This is a genomic window from Nocardia sp. CA-129566 (genome assembly GCF_050956075.1).
In the GTDB taxonomy this organism is placed as follows: domain Bacteria; phylum Actinomycetota; class Actinomycetes; order Mycobacteriales; family Mycobacteriaceae; genus Nocardia.
In genome coordinates this window covers 872,413-895,609 of sequence record NZ_CP192085.1, presented here as the reverse complement: position 1 = coordinate 895,609, position 23,197 = coordinate 872,413, and the positions used below count along the sequence as shown (strand labels likewise).

General features: G+C 65.8%; 22 protein-coding genes. 12 read left to right on the top strand and 10 right to left on the bottom strand.

Going from position 1 to position 23,197, the window contains the following annotated elements; all coding sequences use genetic code 11:
- The first annotated feature begins 91 nt into the window (after positions 1-91).
- Positions 92-1,507 (top strand): glycosyltransferase 87 family protein, encoded by a 1,416-nt coding sequence (locus ACQP0C_RS04170; RefSeq protein ID WP_433730721.1) that lies wholly within the window; start codon positions 92-94, stop codon positions 1,505-1,507.
- 101 nt (positions 1,508-1,608) lie between these two features.
- On the opposite strand, the gene ACQP0C_RS04165 is transcribed toward ACQP0C_RS04170, so the two are convergent.
- From ACQP0C_RS04165 to ACQP0C_RS04145, 5 genes are all read right to left on the bottom strand, one after another.
- A complete protein-coding gene (locus ACQP0C_RS04165; protein WP_433730719.1) occupies positions 1,609-2,298 on the bottom strand; it encodes a hypothetical protein in 690 nt (229 codons plus the stop codon).
- Positions 2,299-2,530: 232 nt separating this feature from the next.
- On the bottom strand, positions 2,531-2,881 hold the full coding sequence (locus ACQP0C_RS04160) for a DUF3349 domain-containing protein (RefSeq protein ID WP_433730717.1): 351 nt from the start codon (positions 2,879-2,881) through the stop codon (positions 2,531-2,533).
- Positions 2,882-2,894: 13 nt separating this feature from the next.
- Positions 2,895-3,176, bottom strand: coding sequence for a hypothetical protein (locus ACQP0C_RS04155; protein ID WP_433730715.1), 282 nt, complete (start codon positions 3,174-3,176; stop codon positions 2,895-2,897).
- Between the two features lie 11 nt (positions 3,177-3,187).
- On the bottom strand, positions 3,188-4,495 hold the full coding sequence (locus ACQP0C_RS04150) for an anion permease (RefSeq protein WP_433730713.1): 1,308 nt from the start codon (positions 4,493-4,495) through the stop codon (positions 3,188-3,190).
- 189 nt (positions 4,496-4,684) lie between these two features.
- Positions 4,685-6,196, bottom strand: a complete 1,512-nt coding sequence (locus ACQP0C_RS04145) for an ATP-dependent DNA ligase (RefSeq protein ID WP_433730711.1) — start codon at positions 6,194-6,196, stop codon at positions 4,685-4,687.
- A gap of 93 nt (positions 6,197-6,289) precedes the next feature.
- Between ACQP0C_RS04145 and ramB the strand changes: the two genes are divergently transcribed.
- Positions 6,290-7,696: an acetate metabolism transcriptional regulator RamB gene (gene ramB, locus ACQP0C_RS04140; protein WP_433730709.1), complete on the top strand. Its 1,407-nt coding sequence runs from the start codon at positions 6,290-6,292 to the stop codon at positions 7,694-7,696.
- Positions 7,697-8,029: 333 nt separating this feature from the next.
- Here ramB and ACQP0C_RS04135 read toward each other — a convergent pair whose 3' ends face one another.
- Positions 8,030-9,262 (bottom strand): MFS transporter, encoded by a 1,233-nt coding sequence (locus ACQP0C_RS04135; protein WP_433730707.1) that lies wholly within the window; start codon positions 9,260-9,262, stop codon positions 8,030-8,032.
- A 75-nt stretch (positions 9,263-9,337) separates the two neighbouring features.
- On the opposite strand from ACQP0C_RS04135, the gene ACQP0C_RS04130 reads away from it, so the two are divergent.
- Positions 9,338-10,192 (top strand): TetR/AcrR family transcriptional regulator, encoded by an 855-nt coding sequence (locus ACQP0C_RS04130; RefSeq protein ID WP_433730705.1) that lies wholly within the window; start codon positions 9,338-9,340, stop codon positions 10,190-10,192.
- A 65-nt stretch (positions 10,193-10,257) separates the two neighbouring features.
- Here ACQP0C_RS04130 and ACQP0C_RS04125 read toward each other — a convergent pair whose 3' ends face one another.
- On the bottom strand, positions 10,258-12,087 hold the full coding sequence (locus tag ACQP0C_RS04125) for an acyl-CoA dehydrogenase (protein WP_433730703.1): 1,830 nt from the start codon (positions 12,085-12,087) through the stop codon (positions 10,258-10,260).
- A 389-nt stretch (positions 12,088-12,476) separates the two neighbouring features.
- Here ACQP0C_RS04125 and urtA point away from each other — a divergent pair, with 389 nt between their 5' ends.
- The 6 genes from urtA (at position 12,477) to ACQP0C_RS04095 (ending at position 18,113) form a co-directional block, all read left to right on the top strand.
- The gene (gene urtA, locus ACQP0C_RS04120) at positions 12,477-13,757 is read left to right on the top strand and encodes an urea ABC transporter substrate-binding protein (RefSeq protein WP_433198423.1); all 1,281 of its coding nucleotides are present in this window, start codon (positions 12,477-12,479) and stop codon (positions 13,755-13,757) included.
- A gap of 69 nt (positions 13,758-13,826) precedes the next feature.
- A complete protein-coding gene (urtB, locus tag ACQP0C_RS04115) occupies positions 13,827-14,711 on the top strand; it encodes an urea ABC transporter permease subunit UrtB (RefSeq protein WP_433730701.1) in 885 nt (294 codons plus the stop codon).
- Positions 14,708-15,862, top strand: a complete 1,155-nt coding sequence (urtC, locus tag ACQP0C_RS04110; protein WP_433730699.1) for an urea ABC transporter permease subunit UrtC — start codon at positions 14,708-14,710, stop codon at positions 15,860-15,862. Before urtB ends, urtC begins: the two co-directional genes overlap by 4 nt.
- Entirely contained in the window at positions 15,859-16,713 is an 855-nt protein-coding gene (gene urtD / locus ACQP0C_RS04105) for an urea ABC transporter ATP-binding protein UrtD (RefSeq protein ID WP_433730697.1), read from the top strand. Before urtC ends, urtD begins: the two co-directional genes overlap by 4 nt.
- Entirely contained in the window at positions 16,706-17,398 is a 693-nt protein-coding gene (gene urtE, locus ACQP0C_RS04100; RefSeq protein WP_433730695.1) for an urea ABC transporter ATP-binding subunit UrtE, read from the top strand. Before urtD ends, urtE begins: the two co-directional genes overlap by 8 nt.
- A gap of 10 nt (positions 17,399-17,408) precedes the next feature.
- Entirely contained in the window at positions 17,409-18,113 is a 705-nt protein-coding gene (locus tag ACQP0C_RS04095) for a GntR family transcriptional regulator (RefSeq protein ID WP_433730693.1), read from the top strand.
- Between the two features lie 82 nt (positions 18,114-18,195).
- Here the strand turns inward: ACQP0C_RS04095 and ACQP0C_RS04090 are convergent, their stop codons facing one another.
- On the bottom strand, positions 18,196-19,074 hold the full coding sequence (locus ACQP0C_RS04090; RefSeq protein ID WP_433730691.1) for an NERD domain-containing protein: 879 nt from the start codon (positions 19,072-19,074) through the stop codon (positions 18,196-18,198).
- Between the two features lie 386 nt (positions 19,075-19,460).
- Here ACQP0C_RS04090 and ACQP0C_RS04085 point away from each other — a divergent pair, with 386 nt between their 5' ends.
- Together ACQP0C_RS04085 and ACQP0C_RS04080 are read left to right on the top strand one after the other, a co-directional pair.
- Positions 19,461-19,994 carry a carboxymuconolactone decarboxylase family protein gene (locus ACQP0C_RS04085; RefSeq protein WP_433734425.1) on the top strand — a complete coding sequence of 178 codons (534 nt, stop codon included), beginning with the start codon at positions 19,461-19,463 and terminating at the stop codon, positions 19,992-19,994.
- Between the two features lie 292 nt (positions 19,995-20,286).
- A complete protein-coding gene (locus ACQP0C_RS04080) occupies positions 20,287-20,424 on the top strand; it encodes a hypothetical protein (protein ID WP_433730689.1) in 138 nt (45 codons plus the stop codon).
- 17 nt (positions 20,425-20,441) lie between these two features.
- On the opposite strand, the gene ACQP0C_RS04075 is transcribed toward ACQP0C_RS04080, so the two are convergent.
- On the bottom strand, positions 20,442-21,215 hold the full coding sequence (locus ACQP0C_RS04075; protein WP_433730687.1) for a TetR/AcrR family transcriptional regulator C-terminal domain-containing protein: 774 nt from the start codon (positions 21,213-21,215) through the stop codon (positions 20,442-20,444).
- A 151-nt stretch (positions 21,216-21,366) separates the two neighbouring features.
- Between ACQP0C_RS04075 and ACQP0C_RS04070 the strand changes: the two genes are divergently transcribed.
- Positions 21,367-21,744 (top strand): VOC family protein, encoded by a 378-nt coding sequence (locus ACQP0C_RS04070; protein ID WP_433730685.1) that lies wholly within the window; start codon positions 21,367-21,369, stop codon positions 21,742-21,744.
- Between the two features lie 565 nt (positions 21,745-22,309).
- Here ACQP0C_RS04070 and ACQP0C_RS04065 read toward each other — a convergent pair.
- Positions 22,310-23,161 (bottom strand): SDR family oxidoreductase, encoded by an 852-nt coding sequence (locus ACQP0C_RS04065; RefSeq protein WP_433730683.1) that lies wholly within the window; start codon positions 23,159-23,161, stop codon positions 22,310-22,312.
- Positions 23,162-23,197 lie beyond the last annotated feature (36 nt).

Below are 23,197 nucleotides of genomic sequence, written 5' to 3'. Positions count from 1 at the left end.
GATCAGTAATGATAGGCTGAATTGCTCTTAGTTTAGCTAAAGGTTTGCTGTCCGTTCGAGCTGTATCACCTGATGAAGGAATAACAACTCCATGGCTGTCATCCTGCAATCAGGAGAACAGCGCGCTGCCGGTGTGGGGACGCAGCAGAAAGCCCCGCACAAGTTATCGCTCAGTGCCGCAGTCGTATTCGCATCCCTGTCCATCGGCGCCTGGCTGGTCTTTCTACGGCCGAACTGGCAGATGTACTGGCACCAAGTAGATCTACAGGTCTATATGTGGGGCGGTACCGTCGCGGCGACGCATCCGACGTTGCTGTACGACGGCCGCGGCCCGCTCGGCCTCCCCTTCCTCTACCCCGTATTCGCCGCGTGGATCTGTGCCGAACTCTCCCGCTTCCCGATCAACTACATCGGGACCGGCGTCACGATACTGACCATGGCGTCGCTGTTCGTGAGCGTGTGGAGCGCCGCGAGACTGCAGCAACTCCGGCGCGGGCCGGGTTTGCTCGCGATATCCATCGCCGTCACCGGGGCCGCGATCTGGTTGGAGCCGGTCCAGCAGACCTTTCGATTCGGACAGCTCAGCGCGATCCTCATGGCACTGGTGCTGGCGGATCTGGCCATCCCCAAACAGAGCCGGTATCGGGGCATCCTCATCGGCATCGCGACGGGGTTGAAGCTGACACCCGCGGTCTTCATCGTCTACCTGTTCATCACCCGCCAGTACCGTGCCGCCGCAACGGCCGCCGCGACCTTCGCCGCGACGGTCGCGATCGGCTTCTGGTACCGGCCGACCCAGGCGCTGCAGTTCTGGACGACGACCACGACCTCGCAGAACCGAATCGGCTTCGCCTATGTGCAGAACCAGTCGATCAATGGCATGTTCGGCCGTCTGGAATGGTCGACCTGGGATGACACCACATCCTCGTTCGTCTGCGCCGGTCTGCTCGCACTCGCCGGAATCGCGGCGGCGCGCATCGCCCACCTGCGCGGTGACGAATTGCTCGGCGCACTGCTCGCGGCCACGGTCATGCTGCTGGTCTCGCCGATTTCCTGGACCCACTACTGGGTGTGGATCGTGCCCGCGCTGCTGTGGGTGATCCACGCGCTACGCCATCGCCCGCTCGCCATTCGGATCGGCATTCCCGCGGTCATCTATCTGTTCGTCTTCGCGTGGCCGCTACAGGTCGATCGGGTCGGATCATGGGATCCGGAACTGCCGCTGCTGCCACAGGGGCTGATCTGGCTGGTACCGCAGACCGAAGGCCGGGAATTCCGTTGGACGCCATGGCAATTCCTGCTCGGTGATTCGTACACCCTGCTCGCCACCATCGCGCTCGTCGCCGCGATCGTCTGGCTGCTCCCGCTGAAGCCGCGGCCACCGCAAGCCTCCGACGAGGTTGTTGCGGACCGGCGGCGCGAGCGAGGGATCGACACCGCCGGTCAGCGGCGAGACGGTCCGAGCAGTGAACCGCCAGGGTCGAGCGAATTGGAAGCCGTGGGGTAGAGCTCTGTCCGCGGAGCCCGCTTCCGTTCGTCGACATCGTCATACTGCTCGGACAACCTCGAGAATATTGGCGTTCCAGCTGTGAATCGCCTGGGAAATGGTCAGTTGGCGCTGCCAGTGGACGGGATGGCCCGGCGCTGCCGCTCGCATTCCTCATGGTTGGCATCGAGGCGGTCGGGCCCCTGCACGCTGCAACCCTGTCGGTTGTATCCCGCCGCGTCACGGCCCCAACGGTCGTAACCCCACAGGTCATAGCCGCTGCGGTCGTAGCCGAACCGGTCCCGCCCCGCGCGGTCGTAGCCCCATGTGTCGTACCCGCTGCGGTCGTAGCCGAACCGGTCGCGGCCCGAGCGGTCATAACCCGAGTGGTCGAAACCGGAGCGGTCGTAGCCGTCGGGACCATAGCCGTCGGGACCATAGCCGTCGGGACCATAGCCGTCCGGGCCGAAGACGTCGGGCGGCGGGGTCGGCAGCGGAGTCGGGCTCGGTGTGGCGGGCTGTGTCGGCGCGGGCTGTGTCGGCGCGGGTTGAGTCGGCGCGGGTTGAGTCGGCGCGGGTTGAGTCGGCGCGGGTTGGGTCGGCGCGGGTTGGGTCGGCGCCGGAGCCTGAGTGGGAATCGGAGCCTGGGTGGGAATCGGGGCGGGAGTCGGGGCCGCCGTTGGGGCGCCGGTGTCCGGGGTTGCGAACGCGGGCGCGATTGCCGCCGCGGGAGCGAGTGCCAATGTTGCGGCGACAACGGTCTGCATCAGCATCCGTTGGACCGTGCGTGAACTCCTCGTCCACCGCACCATGATCGACCTCCTTCTCGAATCGGAGCGCGCCGTCGCGCTCCGACCGGACTATCGGTCGATCGTCCGATTTTGCTACGGCATGGGGCCTATGCCACAGCGAATGTCGTTCCACCCGAAGGGAACTCGATGATGACAGGCACTATTGCGCCGCCGCATCAGGGATTCGGGAACCGGTCGCGCATGGGCATCGAACAGCGAGTGCACCTGGGCGGCAACGGATTCCGACGGCATACTATTGGTGCTCTCGGTGATCATCTCCAGGTAGTGGCGTCGCCAGCGGCCAGCCACCAGCCGCCAGATGTGAAGCGACCCTCGCGATATCGTGCGCGTTCGGCTGTTCCATCGCCATCCGCGCGATCGCCGCTTCGATATCGGCGTGGCTGATCTGGCTGTCCGGGTTGGAGTCCACCAACTCCTCGGCGATCGCGACCACCTCGTAATCGGTCAGATGACGATGCAGCACCGCGAAGAGGGCGACATAGTCCGATCGCGGAATCCCCTGCGGATATCCGGCCCGCAGCCAGCCGATGACCCGGCCGAGCAGATTCGGCCGAACCTGAGCGGATTTCGCTGGATCGGTCACGATGCACCTCTTCCTACTGTCCGAACAGATGAATTCCGAGTTCAGCGGCCAGGAACGCCTTCGCGGTGTAAAGAATTCCGGTGACAATCGCGGCGACGATCAGCGCGAAGCAGGCGTACGCACCGGCCAGCGCGCGGTAATTGCGCCGGGCGGCATGGCCGTCAGCGGACACCGCATCGGCGACCGACCAGAGCCGCACCCCAACGGCGAACACGATCGGCAGACCCGCGCCGAGCAGCAGACCCGCGAGAGTCACCTGCCACAGCGCGTTCAGATTGGTGATGAGTGTGTGCACGGTGCGCCTCCTCAGACCTGAGCCGAACGGCTGTTCGATGCGTCGGTCTTCCTGGGGGACGATCCGGCGGGCGGCGACAATCGATCGGCGGTCACGTATGGCCCATCCCCCGCGACCGACGCGGCTCCGGTCTCGGTGTCCTTCGCAAGCCCCGCAGCAGCATCGGGCGTGTCGGCCTCGGGCGCTCCGCCGGGCCACTCGTTGACATTGCCGGTGTGCACCGGATCGCGCCGCGATCGCAGATACATCAGCACCGACAGCGCGATCAGCAGTGCGAACACCACCAGCACGCCGGGCAGCCCGCCGATGAGATGGGCGATGACCCAGCACACCGCACCGGCGACGCCCGCGAGCGGCAGCGTCAGCAGCCAGGCGACGGTCATCCGGCCCATCACACTCCAGCGCACCTCCGCACCCTTGCCGAGCCCGGTGCCGAGGATCGATCCGGTCGCGGTCTGCGTGGTCGACAGCGGCAGCCCGAAGTGGGCGGAGGTGAGGATGATGGCGGCGGAGGAGGATTCGGCGGCCAGCCCCTGCGGCGAATCGATCTCGACCAGCCCCTTGCCGAGGGTGCGGATTATCCGCCAGCCACCGAGATAGGTGCCCGCCGCGATGGCGGCGGCGCAGGCCGCCATCACCCACAGCGGCATCTCGTCGTTCTTGTTCAGCGTGCCGTGCGCGACCAGGGCGAGGAAGATGACGCCCATCGTCTTCTGCGCGTCATTGGTGCCGTGCGCCAGCGAGACCAGCGCGGCCGAGCCGATCTGCCCCCAGCGGAAACCCTCGTTGACCTTGTCGGGATCCGAACTCCTGGTGATCCGGTAGACGCTCCACGTCCCGATGGCGGAGACCAGCGCGGCCACGATCGGTGCGAGCAGGGCCGGCAGCACGATCTTGGTCAGCACACCGTCCGCGCCGTGCGCCCAGATCACCCCGCCCCAGCCCAGTGCGACGACGGTGGCACCGATGAGGCCGCCGAACAGCGCGTGCGAGGAACTCGACGGCAGGCCGAACAGCCAGGTCAGCAGATTCCACAGGATGCCGCCGACCAGACCGGCGAACACGATGATCAGCAGCGCCTCACCCTGGACGGCGTCGAGCCGGACAATGCCCTTGGCCACCGTCGCGGCGACCGCCACGGACAGGAAAGCGCCGATCAGATTGAGAACCGCGGATACGGCGACAGCGACTCGTGGTCGCAGTGCACCGGTGGCGATGGAAGTCGCCATCGCATTGGCCGTGTCGTGGAAGCCGTTGGTGAAGTCGAATGCGAGTGCCGTGACAATGACGATCAGGAGTACCAGAAGATCCGCGGTCACCCCTCCAGTGTGCGGCACTCGCGATCAAGATTGCCACGCGGTTGCCGCCTATCGGGACCGATTCCGGGTCGGCTACCGTGGAGCCGGTCTCTACCCGCCGGAGGCCGAGAAGCCGACCGCCATCGGCGTATCAGCATGAACCCTGGAACCGAACCCCCGCGGTCCGCACAATGATTCGGACGGGCCCGATCACGGCAGCAGCGCGCGAACGGTTTCGATGGTGTCGACATCGGCCGCGGTCTTGTCCGGGCGATACCGGACGACGCGGGCGAAGCGCAGGGCGACGCCGCCCGGATAGCGCGGACTCACCTGGACGCCGTCGAGGGCGATTTCGACCACGAGCTCGGGCCAGAGGTAGACCGTGTATTCATCGCGGGCGCGCTCGTGGCGCGGGAATTCGGCGGTCTGCCATTGCAGGAGTGCGTCGGTGAGGCCCTTGAAGGTCTTGCCGACCATGACCGGGTCGCCGGTTTCCGGATCGCGCGCGCCGAGATGCAGATTCGACAGGTATCCGGTGCGCCGTCCATATCCCCACTCGGCGCCGAGTACCAGCAGGTCGAGGGTGTGCGTCGGCTTGATCTTCTGCCAGGCCCGGCCACGGCGGCCGGCGGCGTAGGGCGCGTTCAGTGACTTGATCATCACGCCCTCGTGCCCGGCGGCCAGCGCACCGTCGAAGTATTCGGCGGCGGCCTCCGCATCGGGCCGGATCAGCGCCGGGATGCTGTGCGCGGCCGCCACCTTGGTCAGTGCCGTGCGGCGCTCGAACAGCGGGGCGTCGAGCAGGTCCTCGCCATCCAGATGCAGGCAGTCGAAGAAGTACGGGTGCAGCAGCAGTTCCCTGGTCGAGCTGACCTCGGCGAAGCGGCTCATCGTCTCCTGGAACGGACGCGGCCGCCCGGAGTCGGTGAGCGCCAACGTTTCTCCGTCCAGCACCACGCTCGTGCAATCGAGCCGGGCGACCAGGTCGACCAGTTCCGGCACACTCGCGGTGATATCGCGCAGTGTCCTGGTGAACACCCAGACCCGCGAATTCTGGCGATGCACCTGGATGCGCGCGCCGTCGAGTTTGTGCTCGACGCTCACCTCGTCGCCGAATTCGGCCAGCACTTCGTCCAGCGACGCACCGGGCGCGGCGAGCATGGGCTGGATCGGACGGCCGACCTCGAGCCGGAACTCGCTCAGCGCATCGACTCCACCGGTCAGCGCGGCGACGGCCGTGACGGGTAGCTGTCCGGAGAGCATGTACGCCCGCCGGACCAGCTCGATCGGCACCGCCGCGGCCACGGCGACCGCCTCGGCGACGATCGCGGTGAGCGCACCCTGGCGCAACTCACCGCCTAGTAGGCGCATCAGGAAGGCCTGCTGCTCGGCGGTGGCGGCGCTCCACAATGCCGTGAGCAGGTCCCTGCGCCGGTTCGCCGAGCCGGGACCCGATGTGGTCGCCAGTTCGCTCAATGTGCCGTCCACCGATGAAACCGTCAGCGTCGCAAGCTCACTCGGCGCGGAGTCGAGTGTGGTGAGTGTGCGCCAACCGGTGCCGATGCGACCCTGCCGCAATTCACCGGACACCCAGGCGACCACCGGCGCGAGCTCGTCCGGGGCAGCCTCGGTCAATAGCGCGGCCAGGGTGGCGATCTTCGTCTTACGGGACCGGGTCGCACGGACGGTCTCCGAGGCCTGCACGACATCCGAGAACAGCATCAGTCGACGGTAACCCGGCGGTGTGACATATCGCTCAGCACTGCTGCTAATTGCCCATTGGCATGGTTGCGAATGCCCTCATAAACTGGTCGCGTGGCCAAGACTTACGTCGGGGCGCGGCTTCGCCAGCTGCGGACCGAACGAGGGCTGAGCCAGGTCTCACTCGCCCAGAAGCTGGAGATCTCGGCGAGTTACCTCAATCAGATCGAACACGATGTGCGCCCGCTCACCGTGCCGGTACTGCTGCGGATCAGCGAAGTCTTCGGCGTCGACGCTACCTTCTTCTCCTCCCAGGACGACACCCGGCTCATCGCCGAACTCCAAGAGGTCGTCATGGACCAAGAGCTCGGCATCGAGGCCGATACCCAGGAGATCGCGGATATGGTCTCCGCGCATCCGAGCATGGCGCGCGCACTGGTCAATATGCACAACCGGTATCGCAATACCTCCGCACAGCTGGCCGCCGCCACCGAGGACCGTTTCGCCGACGGCTCCGGCAGCGCGACGATCAGCAAGCCGCACGAGGAGGTACGCGACTTCTTCTACCAGCGGCAGAACTACATCCACGAGTTGGACACCGCCGCAGAGGAACTCACCGCCCGCATTCGCTTCCATGGCGGCGATGTGAACAGCGAGATCGCGCGCCGGTTGCGCGCACACGATGTAAGCATTGTCGAGCGGATCGATCTCGGCGAGGGCGTACTGCACCGCTACGACCCGCAGACCCAGCGGCTCGAGATCGCGCCGCACCTGTCCGGCGGCCAGCGCACCTTCAAACTCGCCGCCGAACTCGCCTATTTCGAGTGCGGCGACCTGCTCGAAAAGCTGGTGGAGGAGGGCAATTTCACCTCCGAGGACGCCCGCAAGCTGGCCATGCTCGGCCTCGCCAACTACTTCGCCGCGGCAACGGTTCTGCCCTACACACACTTTCACGAGGTCGCCGAGGATTTCCGATACGACATCGAGCGACTCTCGGCCTTCTTCACCCAGAGCTACGAGACGATCTGCCATCGCCTCTCGACGCTGCAGCGCCCCAAGCTGCGCGGGGTCCCGTTCTCATTCGTGCGGGTGGATCGGGCGGGCAATATGTCGAAACGCCAGTCCGCCACGGGTTTTCACTTCTCTGCCAGCGGCGGCACCTGCCCACTGTGGAACGTCTACGAGACCTTCGCCTATCCGGGCAAGATCATGACGCAGATCGCCCAGATGCCCGACGGGCGCAAATACCTGTGGGTCGCCCGTACCGTCGAGCGCCGCGCGACCCGATATGGCCAGGCCAGCAAGACCTTCGCGATCGGCCTCGGTTGCGAACTGCGGCACGCGGGTCGGGTCGTCTACGCCGACGGCATCGATCTCGACGAGGCCAAGGCCACCCCGATCGGTGCCGGCTGCCGCGTCTGCGAACGCGCCAACTGCCCGCAGCGCGCCTTCCCGCCACTCGGCAAGGTCCTCGACATCAGCGAACACCGCAGCTCGGTCTCCCCCTACGTCATCAAATGAGGCCGCCGCGCGCACCGCACCGGGACACCGCTGGCAGTGCCGCACAGCCAATGGGTATCGCGCAGAACTCACACACTATGCGGCACCGGCACGCGCTATGCGGCACCAGCACGCGCTATGCGGCACCAGCACGCGCTATGCGGCACCGGCACACGCTATGCGGTAGCGGCACGCGCTATGCGACAGCAGCACGGGCTATGCGGCACAGGCACACGCTCTGAGGTAGCGGCAAGGGCTGTGCGGTAGCGGCCACTCAGGCGCAAGGTGGGGTTCGCCATGCACCAAGCCGACATCGGCGGATTCCGATGTCGGCCTTGGTGGTTCGCTAGTTGGCTATGCGAGCAGTGTGGAACGCTGGATACGCACTCCGAACAGGGTGAGGCCCAGTGCTGCGACCAGGAGTGTGGCCAGTGTCCATGCCAGGACCGTAAAGCCGTGTGGCGCAGCCGCAGCGGCGACCAGTGGTCCGGCGGTCGCGCCGACGTAGAAGCTGAACATGGCGACCGAGGAGGCGGCGGCGCGCGCTTGGCCACCCAACTCCCCCGCGGTCTGCAGAACCGCTGGTGCGATGACGCCGAGGCCGCCGACCAGCACCGCGAGCAGGATGGTCAGCACCGCGAGGTGGGTGCCCTCGAAGGTGGCGATCACCATGGCGGTCGCGGCGACCAGCACGCCGAGCACCATTTGCCCCGGCTTGGTCAGGCGCGAGAGCGGAATGGCCAGCAGCGGCAGTGCGAACATCACCGGCAGCGCACCGGCCCGCAGCGCGAGCAGTTCACCGGAACCCTTGACCAGACCGGTGATTTCGATGCCGGTGTACACCCCGACCATCACCGCCATGCTCAGCGCGCCCGCGGCCAGCATCGGCAGCAGCGCCTTGATGCGCAGCACCGCGGGGATCGCGGCGTAGCTGTGCACCAGCGGCTTGTCTCGGCCGGTCGGTGCGTCGTCGAGCATGACCGCGCGCAGGACGAAGGCGAGCGCCACGAAGACGACGGCCGAGCCGATGAACATGGTGCGCCACGGGAATGCGGCGACAACGGCCTGCGAGGCGATCTGAGCCAGGACCGTCGCGGCGAGGAAGGACGTGGCGACCGACATGGTGACCACCGCGCGATGCGCCGGGGCGATGCGGGTGGCGATATAGGCCATGATCGCCGGTGGAATCGACCCGACGACCAGGCCCTGCGCGACCCGCAGACCGACCGCGATCGGGGCGCTGAACGATAGACCGGTCAACAGTGTGACCACCGCCGCGACGATCATGCCGGTGACCAGCACCCGGCGGTGACCGTAGCGGTCCGACAGCGGGCCGAACAGCACGAAGCCACCGGCATAGCCGAAGGCGAAGGCGCTGATGATCCAGGTCATTACGCCAGCGCCCACGTTCCAGTCCGCTTTCATCGCGGTGAACAGTGGAATCGGGATGTACATCTGGCCGGTGGCCAGCAGGGCGGACAGGACGAAGACAGGGAGGGTACGCCCGGTGTGCGCACGTGGTGACGTGCTGCGAGTGCGTGCCTTGGCCGGGATACCGGCCGGAAGCTGAAGAGTCGACGTTGCCATAGCGATGAAGGTAGGCCTGTCCCACACCAGATGTCAACCAAATAGTTGGTTTAATGGGATGGTAAAGTAACAGTCATGACGGTCACGATGAAACGGAGCGATGCGACCAAGCAGGCTCTATTGCGTGCCGCGCGTGACGAATTCGCCGAATACGGCCTGGCCGGCGCGCGGGTGGACCGGATCGCGGAGGCGGCCGGGGTGAACAAGGAGCGCATCTACGGCCTGTTCGGCAGCAAGGACAAGCTCTTCGACGTCATCCTGATCGACACCATGCGCGAGTTCATGGATGTGGTCCAGCCGCTGGCCGAAACCGAACCCGGCGAGTACGTGGGCAAGCTGTTCGACTACCACCGCGAAAATCCGCAGCTGCTGCGGCTTTTGCTCTGGGAGGGCCTACACCGCGGCACCGACGCGCACGATATCGATGGCTGGCGCGCCCAGCACTACGTGCGGAAATTCGACCGCGCCAAGGAGCAGTTCGACGTGGACGCGAGCCACGCGGGCCGACTGCTGCTCGCGCTGTGCGGCCTGTCCAATTGGAGCCTCGCGGTCCCGCAGACCACCCGCCTACTGCTCGGCGCCGATGCCGAAAACCGCGACGCGACCCGCGAATTCATGATGGAGTTCGCCCGAGCGGCCATGCGGCGCGACCAGTCGGTGCCCCACCGCGAACCGGTCAACGAGTTGACCACCGAATCGGCCACCCCGGTTGACGAATCGAGCCCGGCAGCCGACACCGAAGCGACGAACCCGGTCGACCGCGCGGCCCAACGCCTGCGCGAGGCCCAAGCCGCAGCCGACGCGGCCCGCGACGACCTCGCCACCGCCCTGCGCGCCGCACATGCCGACGGCACCAGCGCCAACCAGCTCGCCCGCCAGGTAGCCGGAACCCTCTCCCGGCCGGTGGTCCTGAAGCTGCTCGCCGACTGACGAATTTCGACCGCCGGAATCCACTGCCTACGAAGGGATTCCGGCGATCGGTGCATGGGCGTGGCTCAGAACGACGCTTCGTCCAATTCCATGATGTCGTTGTCGATCGCGGCGATGATGCTCTTCACCGCGGTCAGCTCCGGCAACGCGTTCTTCGCGAAGAAGCTCGCGACAGCTACCTTTCCGGCGTAGAAGGGACGATCCTTCTCCGGTGTGTCGCCGGCCAGGGCGGCGGCCGCGATTTCGGCCTGCACCAGCAGGCGCCAGCCGATGAGCAGATCACCGACCGCCAGCAGGAAGCGCACCGAACCGAGTCCGACCTTGTACAGCTCCTTCGGATCCTGCTGGGACGCCATCAGATATCCGGTGAGCGTTGCCGCCATCGCCTGCACATCGGCGACCGCGGTGGCCAGCAGCGCCCGCTCGGCCTCGAAGTGACCGGTTTTCGCCTCCAGGAATGCGGCGATCTGCCCGTTGATGTGGGCGAGCGCCACCCCCTTGTCCCGAATGATTTTGCGGAAGAAGAAGTCCTGGGCCTGGATGGCGGTGGTGCCCTCGTACAACGAGTCGATCTTCGCGTCGCGGATGTACTGCTCGATCGGGTAGTCCTGCAGATAGCCCGAACCACCCAGCGTCTGCAGCGATTCCGTGAGGTACTGGTAGGCCCGCTCGGAACCGACACCCTTGACGATCGGCAGCAGCAGATCGTCGATCCGGTGCGCCAATTCGGCGTCCGCACCCGAAACCAGCTCTGCCACATCGGCGTTCTGGTGGGCGGCGGTGTAGAGGTACACCGCTCGCAGACCCTCGGCGTAGGCCTTCTGCATGGCCAGCGAACGCCGCACATCGGGATGGTGGGTAATGGTGACGCGCGGGGCCGCCTTATCCGCCATCTGCGTCAGATCCGCGCCCTGCACCCGCTGCTTGGCGTAGTCGAGGGCATTGAGGTAACCGGTGGACAGCGTGCCGGTGGACTTGATGCCGACCACCATGCGCGCGTTCTCGATCACCTGGAACATCTGTGCGATGCCGTTGTGCACCTCGCCGACCAACCAGCCCTTGGCGGGCACATCGGTTGCGCCGAAGGTCAGTTCACAGGTGGGCGAGGACTTCAGCCCCATCTTGTGTTCGACACCGGTCACGTAGACGCCATTGCGGTCGCCCAGCTCGAGCGTCTCGTGATCGAAGAGGAATTTCGGTACGTAGAACAGCGAAAGCCCCTTGGTGCCCGGCCCGGCGCCCTCCGGGCGGGCCAACACCAGATGGAAGACGTTCTCGGCCGTCTCGCCGACATCGCCGCCGGAGATGAAGCGCTTGACGCCCTCGATATGCCAGGAGCCGTCCTCCTGCGCGATCGCCTTCGTGCGCCCGGCACCGACATCGGAACCGGCATCGGGCTCGGTCAGCACCATGGTGCCCGCCCAGCCGCGGTCGTACCCCTTTGTCGCCCACTGCTTCTGCTGCTCGGTGCCGACATTGAACAGCACCGAGGACATCACCGGCCCCATATTGAAGAAGCTCGCCGACGGGTTGGCGCAGGTGAGCATCTCATTGACCGACCAGACCACGGCCGCGGGTGCGGGGGTGCCGCCCATACCCTCCGGCATGCCGAGCCGACTCCAGTCGGCCTCGTGCACCGCCGCGACGGTCTTGCGTAGCGCCTCGGGCACCGAAATCGAATAGGTGGTCGGTTCGTAGACCACCGGATCCCGGTCTGCCGCGCTGAAGGATTCCGCCACCGGCCCTTCGGCCAGCCGCTTCACCTCGGCGAGGATCTCGCGCACAGTATCCGAATCAAGATCGCCATAGGCACCCGTATCCAGGAGCTTGTCCAGTCCGAACACCTCGAACAGGTTGAACTCGATATCCCGAACGTTCGCCTTGTAGTGACCCACCGGTCCTCCTCGACTCACGCGTCCCCCAGCCTCGGCAGCACGGGGCTCGACGTTTTGACGTTGTACAAAACGAGACTGCCGTACCGCTGTCTTGCTACGCAACCGTAGCCAGAGTGGCCTCTCACACGTGCGCACCGAGTGGTTGACACAAAGGTTCACACCACGGAAACACGCGCAACCGACTCGTCACCGAGAGATATTCCGGCGCAACAACTTCTGTCTAACGTTCGCAGCACGAATACAGCCGTTGTATACAACCCGGTCTACAGCCCCTTTCCGGCGACCTGACAACCGTCGGAAGTGGCCGTAACCGGTGCAAAGGCGGGCGTATTCGGCGCGGCGCACGCAGCGCCGCCGAACACCTGATGAGGAGAGAAGGGGCCGCCCCCATGCCAGAATCCCGTGACATCCATCGATCGCGTTCCCGCCGCGTCACCAGGGCGTTGGTCGCGCCGACGGCCGTCGCACTGGCCGGTCTATTGCTGACCGGCTGTGGCGCCAAGGATGACGCCTCGACCAGCGGCTCCAATGCCGCGTCGTGCGTGGACACGTCGAAGGACTCGATCAAGATCGGTTCACTGCACTCCCTGTCCGGCACCATGGCGATCTCCGAGGTCACCGTCGCCAACTCGACCAAGCTGGCCGTCGACCAGATCAACGCCGCGGGCGGGGTCATGGGCAAGAAACTCGACCTGGTGCTCGAAGACGGCGCCTCGGACCCGAAGACCTTCGCGGAGAAGGCCGAAAAGCTGATCAGCTCCGACTGTGTTGCAGCGGTATTCGGCGGCTGGACCTCATCGAGCCGCAAGGCCATGAAGCCGAAGTTCGAGAGCCTGAACTCGCTGCTGTACTACCCGGTCCAGTACGAGGGCCTGGAGGACAGCAAGAACATCTTCTACACCGGCGCGACCACCAATCAGCAGATCCTGCCCGCGCTGGACTATCTGAAGCAGAAGGGCATCAAATCCCTCTACCTGGTCGGCTCCGACTACGTCTTCCCGCAGACCGCCAACCGGGAGATCAAGGCCTACGCCGCGGCGAACGGCATCGAGATCAAGGGTGAGGACTACACCCCGCTCGGCTCCACCGACTTCTCCACCATTGTGAACAAGGTCCGTAATGCCAAGGCGGGGGCGGTATTCAACACCCTCAATGGCGACTCGAATGTGGCCTTCTTCCGCGAGTACACCAATGCGGGCCTGAAGGCCGCCGATATGCCGGTGGTTTCGGTGTCCATCGCCGAGGAAGAGGTCGCGGGCATCGGCGCGCAGAACATCGCGGGCCAGCTCACCGCGTGGAACTACTACCAGACCGTGGACACCCCGGTGAACAAGAAGTTCGTCGCGGACTACAAGGCGGCGTTCGGCGCCGACAAGCCGACCTCGGATCCGATGGAGGCCGCCTACGCCTCGGTCTTCCTGTGGAAGAACACCGTCGAGAAGGCAAAGTCGTTCAAGGTGGCCGATATTCAGGCCGCGGCCGACGGCGTGACCTTCGAGGCCCCGGAGGGCCTGGTCACCGTCGACGGCTCCAACCACCACATCACCAAGACCGCCCGCATCGGCGAGATCCGGCCGGACGGACTGATCTACACCGTGTGGGATTCGGGCAAGGCGGTCACGCCGGACCCGTACCTGAAGTCCTACGAGTGGGCCAAGGGCCTCAAGTAGTCGACTGGCGCCGGGTGCGGACTTTGTGAGAGGGAGCCCGCACCCGGCCGATCCCGTTAGGAATCCAATATGGACGTGTTGATCGGCCAGCTCTTCACCGGGCTGAGTCTGGGATCGATTCTGCTGCTCGCGGCGCTCGGCCTTTCGCTGACCTTCGGTCAGATGGGCGTGATCAATATGGCGCACGGCGAATTCATCATGGCCGGGTGCTACACGACTTATGTTGTGCAGAAGGTCATCTCGTCGACCGGAGTATCGCTGGTCGTTTCGCTGCTGATCGGCTTCCTGGTCGGCGGACTGCTCGGCGCGGCCCTGGAAATGGGCCTGATCCGCTGGATGTACGACCGGCCGCTGGACACCCTGCTGGTCACCTTCGGCGTCGGACTGGTGCTGCAACAGGCGGCCCGTGACATCTTCGGCGCACCCGCCAAGAATGTGCTCGCCCCCGAATGGCTCAGCGGCGGTGTCACCATCCTCGGCGCCGTGGTGCCCAAGACCCGCATCTTCATTCTGGTACTCGCACTGGTCGCGGTGACCGCGCTGGCCACCGTGCTCGAGACGACCCCGCTGGGTCGGCGCATCCGCGCGGTCGTGCAGAACCGCGGTTTGGCCGAGACCAGTGGCGTTTCCAGCCGTATCACCGATATCAGCACGTTCTTCATCGGTTCCGGCCTGGCCGGGGTCGCTGGCGTCGCGCTCACCCTGATCGGCTCGACCAGTCCCACCATCGGGCAGAGCTATCTGATCGATGCCTTCCTGGTGGTCGTGATCGGCGGACTCGGGCAGATCAGGGGCACAGTGATCGCGGCCTTCGCACTCGGGCTGCTGAATTCCTATATCGAATATTCGACGACGGCCTCGATCGCGAAGGTGATCGTCTTCGTCATCATCGTCATCTTCCTGCAGGTCCGTCCGCAGGGTCTGTTCACCGTTCGGACGAGGAGCCTGGCATGACCACACTCGGACAACGTTGGCGCGCCCATCCTTCGGTGACCGCATGGGGCGGCTTCATCGTCGCCGCGATCCTGTTGTTCGCGGTCGCACCCGCGGTGCTCAGCGATTTCCGGCTCAACCTGCTGGCCAAATTCCTGTGCTTCGCGATCGTGGCCGCCGGCATCGGATTGGCCTGGGGCCGTGGCGGAATGCTCACCCTCGGACAGGGCGTGTTCTTCGGCATCGGCGCCTACATCATGGCCATGCATATGCAGATGGCCGACGCGGCCCGGCTGCACAATGACGTGCCGGAGTTCATGGAGATCGCCGGTATTCGCGAATTACCGTCGTTCTGGCGGCCTTTCGCCTCCGCGCCGGTCGCCTTGATCGGCATTCTGGTGCTGCCGGCGCTGGTGGCGGCGGCACTGGGCTACGGCGTATTCAAGCGCCGGGTCAAGGGCACGTATTTCGCGATTCTGAGCCAGGCGCTGGCCGCGGCGCTGGCGATTCTGCTGACCGGCCAGCAGAAGATCGGCGGATTCACCGGGCTGTCGGACTTCCGCGCCTTCTTCGGCTTCAAACTCTCGGATCCGGCGAACCGGCAGATGCTGTTCTTCATCGCGGCGGGCACCCTGCTGCTGGTGGTCGCGGCGGTGCGGCAACTCATGCGCAGCCGGTACGGCGAATTGCTGGTGGCCGTGCGCGATCAGGAGGAGCGAGTGCGCTTCCTCGGCTACGATCCGGCCAATATCAAGATCGTGGCGTATGTTGTCGCGGCCTTCTTCGCCGGCATCGCGGGTGCGCTGTTCACACCGATCGTCGGCATTATTTCCCCGGCCGATATCGGTGTGGTGCCGTCCATCGCATTCATTATCGGCGTCGCGATCGGCGGGCGCACCACCCTGCTCGGGCCGGTACTCGGCGCGATCGGCGTCGCCTGGGCGCAGACCGCGCTATCGGAGGAGTTCCCGTCCAGCTGGACCTATCTGCAGGGTGTGCTGTTCATTGTGGTGGTCGGGTTCATTCCGGCGGGTCTGGCCGGGGTGTGGCCGATGCTGAAGGGGTTGCTGGACAGCAGGTTCGGCACGGCGGTCGAGCCGGTACCGGTCGTCGTCGCCGAACCGCTGCCCGAGATCGTATCGGTTGCCGAGGATAAGGTGGAATCCCTATGAATACGGTTGCGCCAGCACATGATCCGAAGGCCGGTGGCAATGCGGGCATGTCGAGTGAGTACCTCGAAATCCGCGGCCTGTCGGTGAGTTTCGATGGCTTCAAGGCCGTCTCGGATGTGGATCTCACCGTGCTGCAGGGCGATCTGCGCTTTCTCATCGGCCCCAATGGCGCGGGTAAGACCACGCTCATCGATGCGATCACCGGACTGGTGCCCGCCAGCGGATCGGCGCAGAAGTCCGGCGTGGAATTCCTCGGCAAGAAGGTGCATCAGATCGCCCGGCTCGGTATCGGCCGAACCTTTCAGACGGCGAGCGTTTTCGAGCAGTTGAGCGTTTTGCAGAACCTCGATATCGCGGCCGGGGCGGGTCGGTCGGCATGGACGCTGCTGCGCCGCCGCAAGTCGATTTTGCCGAGTATCGAAGAGGCACTGGAGATCACCGGCCTCGGCGATCTGCGCGATAAGCCCGCGGGCGTCTTGGCGCACGGGCAGAAGCAATGGCTCGAGATCGGCATGCTGCTGGTGCAGAACGCCTCGGTGCTCCTGCTCGATGAACCGGTGGCGGGCATGAGCGCCGAAGAGCGTGAGGAGACCGGAAAGCTATTGCGCCGCATCGGCGGTGAACGCATTGTCGTGGTGGTCGAGCACGATATGGACTTCATGCGCTCGTTCGCGACCTCGGTGACCGTATTGGCCGCGGGCAAGGTGCTCAGCGAGGGCACCGTCGAACAGGTACAGGCCGATCCCAAGGTGCAGGAGGTCTACCTCGGCACCGCCGCGGCCATCGGCACCGAACTCGAAGACGCGCAGACGGCGCAGGAGCTGACCGCGAAGGAGTCCGCCGATGCTTGAGCTCATCGACATTCATTCCGGTTACGGCCGGACCGAGGTGATCCACGGCGTGTCGATCACCGTTCCGGACGACAGCGTGGTGGCGATCATGGGACACAACGGCGCCGGCAAGACCACGCTGCTGCGCACCGCGGTCGGTCTGATCGGTACCAGATCCGGCCAGATCACCTTCAACGGTGAATCGATCACCAAGCTGTCACCGTCGCGCCGGGTCAAGCGCGGCATCGCGTATGTGCCGCAGGGACAACAGAGTTTCCCGCAGCTGACCACCGCCGAGAATCTGCAGGTGGTGGCCGATGGCCGCAAGCGCGGCAAAGCGCTGATCGATGAATCGCTCGATCTGTTCCCCGCGCTGCGGGAACTGCTGACGCGCAAGGCGGGGTTGCTCTCCGGCGGTCAGCGTCAGCAGCTGGCGATCGCGCGGGCGCTGATCACCGAGCCGAAGCTGCTCATTCTCGACGAACCCACCGAGGGCATCCAGCCCTCCGTTGTCGCCGAAATCGAGCGCACCATCATCGATGTGACCGGTCGCGGCGGACTCAGTGTGCTGCTGGTCGAACAGCACATCGGCTTCGCTTTACAAGCGGCACAACGCTATTACGTCCTGCAGTCCGGACGGGTGACGTCCACGGGCGAGGGCGGTGCGGGCGCGGAGACCTCGGTCCGCTCGGCAATGGCGATCTGAGCTGGCCGCCATGACGCGCAAGGGGCGGGTTCCGCTCAGCGAGCGGGTATACGAATCGCTGCGGCGGGACCTGGCCACCGGAGCGATCGTGCCCACCGAACGGCTCGGCGAGGAACGCCTGGCCGAGATCTACGGGGTCTCGCGCACCCCGGTGCGGGAGGCGCTGGCCCGGTTGCGGGCCGACGGGCTGGTGGAGCGCCACGCCGATGGGCTGTATCCGTTTCGGCCGCGATTGGCGGAGCTGGACAATCTGTTCGAGTTGCGGATTGTGCTGGAGACCAGGGGATTTCAGCGGGTGCAGGGTATCGTTGGCGAGCCGACGCGCGCACACGATCTGGCGCTGGTGCGCGCGGAACTCGACACCTGGCGCGGCTTCCGCGACGATCCACCCGAACCCGGCCCCGCGCTGGTCGCCGCGGACGAGCAGTTCCACACGATGCTGCTCGCCGCGGCGGGCAATGCGGCGCTGGCCGAGGCACTCACCGGCGTATACGTCCGGGTGCGCCCGATCCGCACCCTCGACCTGCCGACGCCCGAGCGGATCGCCACCATGACCGCCGAGCACATCGCGATCGCCGAACAACTGCTCGACGGTGATCCCGACGCGGCATTGCGCACCCTCACCACACATATCGGCCGTTCCCGCACCCATGTGCTGGCTCGCGCGCAACAGGCCATCGAGTTCACGAAACTCTCACGCGCGGTTCGGGACTGACGGCTGCCAGGTTCGACCGAGCCGGGATCGGTCGACCGTCTTTGTCAGCAAGACGAACACGTAGGCACACAGTTCTTCGGAATCAGCACTTGGTCTGGAACGGCCAGCATTCGATCGGACGGTACGGCGGCGGCGACGGCGTCACGCTTGTCGTCGTTTCCGGCTCGCGGGCCGGTTGAGCCGAATCGTGTGCGAGCGAACTCGCGATCACGATCAGGACGACCACCATGCCGAGCAGCGCAACGGCGAAGATCGCCCACCCGGTGGTCGTCTGTCGCCTACTCGGCGGCAGTGGTGCGGGGATGACGTGCTGTCGGAGGTCGCGCGCGGACGGCGTCGGCGCCTCGGGCTGCACCGCGTCGAAGCCATCGGCGAGCAATTCGGCGCGCGACGGCTTTTCGGCGCCGAGCGCATCGCAGGCGGCGGCGACCCGATCGGCGGTCCAGCTGCGCGGTCCAGCGGAGAAGCCGTCGAGGTAGATGCGCAGCTCGGCCGCGTCGCGGGCATTCGCGACGAGCACATCCATGCCAGGGCGCAGGTTGGTGCGCGCGGGACGCACCGCGACCCCGCGGAACGGCACCAGCACGGCGACGCCGCAGATATGACCCGGATCGATCAGCGCCCGCTCGAGGGTGGTCTTCACGGCGTGCACGCTGTGTTCCAAGTGGTCGACGGGATCGCCGGAGATCTCCTCGTCGAATTCGGCGGGCTCCGCGCTGATCGTCCACGGACCGCCGCCCGGAATGCTCAGGATCCCGCTCTGGCGGCGCCGGAAGCCCTTGACATCGGCCGCCGTAATGCCGCGCGGGGTCAGGATGACCGCATCGACCCGCCGGGCCCCATGGTCACCGACCGCTGCGTCGAGCAATGCGACACCGGTCGTCGGATACGACCGCAGGCATTCCACGAACTCCTGCTCCGCCCCGGAGAGATTCGCTCCGGTCTTGATCTTCACCAGCATCGCGTTTTCCCTGCCTCATCCGGTCCGCCCGGCGTCCCGCATCCACCGCGCCGGTACTGATGATGACCCGCGGTCGCCGCGAAGACCACCGGAAAGCCAAGAAGGCCAGCACAATCCAGCAATAAGGAACCGGCCAGTCGGATTCGAGGCGCCGGGGTAAGCCAGCTCCGAATCCCAGCGAGGCCCCTATCGATGCGGTCACGAACCGAGCCCAGCCGGGATACCGCGAGGTCCAGGAACCGCGCGCGGCACAAAAAGAGTGCCGCCGATCCACCGATCGGCGACCTACCCGCTAGTACGCTCTGATTCGGTCCGGCACCACGGACCCGCGACGAGACTCCTCCGGTGCACACTGGGGAGCAGGAGGAAAAGGCATGGTTTCGGCGTTGCAACCACGCATTTCACCCGGACGGCTCCGCGAGCTCGGTCCGATCAATTGGGTTGTCTGGCAGTTGCTTTCGCGCGCTGCTGGCACCGATGACGCACATCTGTTCAGCACACTCGGCCGGACGAAGGGGCTGTTCCGCGGCTGGCTGCACTTCTCGGGACGATTGATGCCGGGTGGCCGACTGCCCCGGCACGAATCCGAACTGGTCATCCTGCGCGTCGCCCGCCTGCGCGACTGCGCCTATGAAATGGACCATCACATCCGCATCGGCAGGCGCGCCGGTGTCACGCCGGAAATCCTGGAGCGAGTCAGCATCGGCCCCTGCGCCGACGGCTGGTCGGATAAACACCGCGCCCTGCTCAACGCGGTCGACGAACTGGTCGAAACCCGCGATATCGGCAATGCCACCTGGGCCGCCCTTGCCGAGCACTACGACGAGCGCAGCCTGATCGAAATCGTCCTGCTCATCAATCAGTACGAGGGGTTGGCCGCGACCATCACCGCGCTGCGGATCCAACGCGACGGGCTCTGACGCCCGATTATCCAGGCGGCGCGCGGGCGATTCAATGGCCCGCGCGCCGCTTTTTCTCTTTGGCAGCAACTCCAGGGCGACCATCGCCGAAGGCTGTCGAACTGGGATAACAACTGCCGCAGGTCACCCACAGAATGATCACTTCCCGCACACCAAATCCACGCAAGCACCTATTCTGAAGCGCATACCCGAACTGTGTCACACGCCACAGTGTGACGACGCGACCATAGGAAACCCCTCCATCAAACTTGCCGACAGTTAACTGTCGGCTCGACAGGAGAAAGGGGGCGTCATGACCGTCAGCCTCGTGTTGATCGTGGCGGGATTCATCCTTCTGGCAATCGTGATCACAAGTTTCATGCTGCCCGGCAATGCGGACGCCACCCGGCATCCGGACCCGAACAACGAAATCAGCAACGGCGATCAGTAACCGATATTGCGTGCGACTCAACGGTTTTCGATGAGCCCGGCCAGGCCGTCGAGGACTCGCGCCAGACCGAATTCATAGGCATGGTCGGCGCTATATGCGGAGTCGTGCGCCTGGCCGGCGACCGCCCCGACGCGGGCGGCCAGCGGATAGCGCTCGACGTCGAAGACCTGGGCCAGCAGCGGAGCGGCGCGCTCCCACCACTGCTGGTCGGACATGGCACTGTCGGCGGCGGCGCGCTCGGTATCGATGGCGATGCGGGCGACCGAGGTGACGAAGCCGAGGACGAAGGTGAGGGCCGCGTCCATATCCAGATCGTCGAGACCGAGGCCGTCGAAGGCGCGCAGTTCGTGTTCGTATTTGGCGGCGACGCCGGGGCCGAGCGGCGGACGCGTGGTCGGCAGATAGGCGACCCACGGGTGGCGGATCAGCATGGCGCGGTTCTCGGCGGCGATTGTCGCGACCCGATCGCGCCAGGGCAGTTCACTCAGATCGGCGCGTGGCATCTCCCGGTAGACCGCATCCAGCATGAGGTCCACCAGTTCGGCCTTGCCCGGTACGTAGGTATAGGTGGCCATCGGCGTCAGGCCGAGTTCGGTGGCCACGGCGCGCATGGTGAGCGCGCCGATCCCCTGCGCATCCGCGATCTCGATCGCCGCCGCGACCACGGCATCCACACTGCTGCGCTGCTTCGGTCCGCGCTGGCGCTGCGACACACCGGGCGCGCGCCACAGCAACTCCAAGGTGCGCACGGGATCACCCGCACCACTGCGGTCCCGTGACTGCTCGGCCACGCCACCTCCTCGCCTCGCGGGCCACCCCGCCGAACCATCTCGAGAGCCGATCGTATCGGGGTGATCCACGTCACAGTGCGGCCGCCGGGAAATTTCTGTACAAAGTACATCGTACTTAGTACAGAGTTTACGCGGCTCACGAGGAGGACCTTTGAACATCACCGCTTCCGCAATCTCCCTCAATGTCGCCGATCCGCTGGCCTCGGCCCAATTCGCCATCGACCATCTCGGCTTCACCGAGCAGAACTCGGCCGACGGCTTCGTCGCCATCGCCCGCCCCGATGCCGGTTTCAGCCTCTGCTACCTGCGCACCGGCCTGGACAGCTTCAAACCGAAGAACAAAGCGGGCAGCGCAGGCGAGGGCCTACTGGTCGCCTTCGTCGTAGACGACATCGATGCCGAATACGACCGCCTCCAGCACGCGGGCGTCCCGATCGTCACCCCGATCGAAACCGAACCCTGGGGCGAACGCTACTTCCAGATCACCGACCCGAACGGCATCATCCTGCAACTGGTGCAATGGGTTTAGCCGCCGAGCCGGTCCCCAGATCGCCGACCACCGCATAGCCCACTACAAGCGCGAACACGGCGTGCAGACCCTGCGCCGACAACCAATCCCGAAGACCCGCACCGGGCCTGCACGCCACAAACGCAAACACCGCGTCGCAACCCCCTGCACCGCCGACGAATTCCGCTGACGGACTCCGCAGATGCACAACGGGCTTGCACGCCACCTGCGAGATCACCGCGCGCACAACCCTCTGCGCCGACGACCAATTCCTCTTTGACACACCCGGCTTGCCCGTCGTGTTCGCCACACGGCGGGCAACCCCTGCGCTACCGGACAGATACGGCAGTCACGAGACACCGGATAGCTCACCGCAGGCACGGACACGGCCCACAAAGCCAGTGCAGACAGCCAATTCCGACACGCACCGGAATTGCACACCAACTACGTGAAACGTCAGGCAACGTCTGGACGACGACTCATTCCGTTGACGCACAACGGGCTTGCACACCGTGTGGGTGGCGCGGATAGCGCAACCGCGGAAGGGTGTGCAAGCCCGGGGCTCAGCTCGGATGACGGGGTGTGGTCAGGCGAGGGCGGCGCGGAAGATTTCGATGGCGGGGGTGGAGGGGCGGCCGATCAGCTTCTGGAGGTCGCCCGAGTCGACATCGAGGATGCCGTCGCCGATTCCGGCATCCGCGTCGGCGAGTGCCGTGGCGTAGGGGGCGGGGAGTCCGGCCTGCTCGAGCGCGGCGTGGTAGTTCTCCTTGGACAGGTTCTCATAGCGCACCGGCTTACCCGATGCCTGCGAAATCACCTCGGCGAGTTCGGCATAGGTGAGGCGATCATCGCCGCCGAGCTCGTAGACGCGGCCCTCGTGGCCATCGGTGGTCAGCACCTTGGCGGCCGCCTCGGCATAGTCGGCGCGCGCCGCGCCAGCGACACGACCATCGCCCGCGGCCCCGTGCAGCACCCCGGTCTCGACGGCGTTGCCGAGTCCGCCGAAGTAGTTCTCCCAGTACCAGCCATTGCGCAGGATCGTGTGCGGGACGGTGGATTCCGCGAGCACCGCCTCGGTGCCGATATGCTCCTGCGCCAGGATGAGCGGGTTCTCGGTGGCGCGCGGAATGCTGGTGTAGGCCAGCAGTTTCACACCCGCCCGCTCGGCGGCACGAATCACATTGGTGTGCTGGGCAACTCGCGCACCGAACTCATTGCCGGAGACGAGCAGCACTCGGTCGACGCCAGCGAGCGCGCGGTCGAGCGCATCCGGGTCATCGTAGGCGGCCTGGCGCACGTCGACACCCCGCTCGGCCAGATCGGCGACCTTCTGCGGATCACGCACGATCGCGACCACCGGCGTGGCGCCCTCGCGCAAAAGCGCCTCCACGACGAGACGACCCAACTGCCCACCGGCTGCGGTTACGGCGACGGTCATGACTACCTCCCAGGGTGTGTACGGTTCATCAAGTAC

Bases quoted from the DNA above. Each gene is read 5' to 3' on its own strand.
- urtA (WP_433198423.1), top strand. From the start codon at position 12,477: ATGCCAGAATCCCGTGACATCCATCGATCGCGTTCCCGCCGCGTCACC.
- ACQP0C_RS04145 (WP_433730711.1), bottom strand. From the start codon at position 6,196: ATGCTGTTCTCGGATGTCGTGCAGGCCTCGGAGACCGTCCGTGCGACC.
- urtD (WP_433730697.1), top strand. From the start codon at position 15,859: ATGAATACGGTTGCGCCAGCACATGATCCGAAGGCCGGTGGCAATGCG.
- urtE (WP_433730695.1), top strand. From the start codon at position 16,706: ATGCTTGAGCTCATCGACATTCATTCCGGTTACGGCCGGACCGAGGTG.
- ACQP0C_RS04170 (WP_433730721.1), top strand. From the start codon at position 92: ATGGCTGTCATCCTGCAATCAGGAGAACAGCGCGCTGCCGGTGTGGGG.
- ACQP0C_RS04065 (WP_433730683.1), bottom strand. From the start codon at position 23,161: ATGACCGTCGCCGTAACCGCAGCCGGTGGGCAGTTGGGTCGTCTCGTC.
- ACQP0C_RS04090 (WP_433730691.1), bottom strand. From the start codon at position 19,074: ATGCTGGTGAAGATCAAGACCGGAGCGAATCTCTCCGGGGCGGAGCAG.
- ACQP0C_RS04095 (WP_433730693.1), top strand. From the start codon at position 17,409: ATGACGCGCAAGGGGCGGGTTCCGCTCAGCGAGCGGGTATACGAATCG.
- ACQP0C_RS04165 (WP_433730719.1), bottom strand. From the start codon at position 2,298: ATGGTGCGGTGGACGAGGAGTTCACGCACGGTCCAACGGATGCTGATG.
- urtB (WP_433730701.1), top strand. From the start codon at position 13,827: ATGGACGTGTTGATCGGCCAGCTCTTCACCGGGCTGAGTCTGGGATCG.
- ACQP0C_RS04080 (WP_433730689.1), top strand. From the start codon at position 20,287: ATGACCGTCAGCCTCGTGTTGATCGTGGCGGGATTCATCCTTCTGGCA.
- ACQP0C_RS04135 (WP_433730707.1), bottom strand. From the start codon at position 9,262: ATGGCAACGTCGACTCTTCAGCTTCCGGCCGGTATCCCGGCCAAGGCA.
- ACQP0C_RS04130 (WP_433730705.1), top strand. From the start codon at position 9,338: ATGACGGTCACGATGAAACGGAGCGATGCGACCAAGCAGGCTCTATTG.
- urtC (WP_433730699.1), top strand. From the start codon at position 14,708: ATGACCACACTCGGACAACGTTGGCGCGCCCATCCTTCGGTGACCGCA.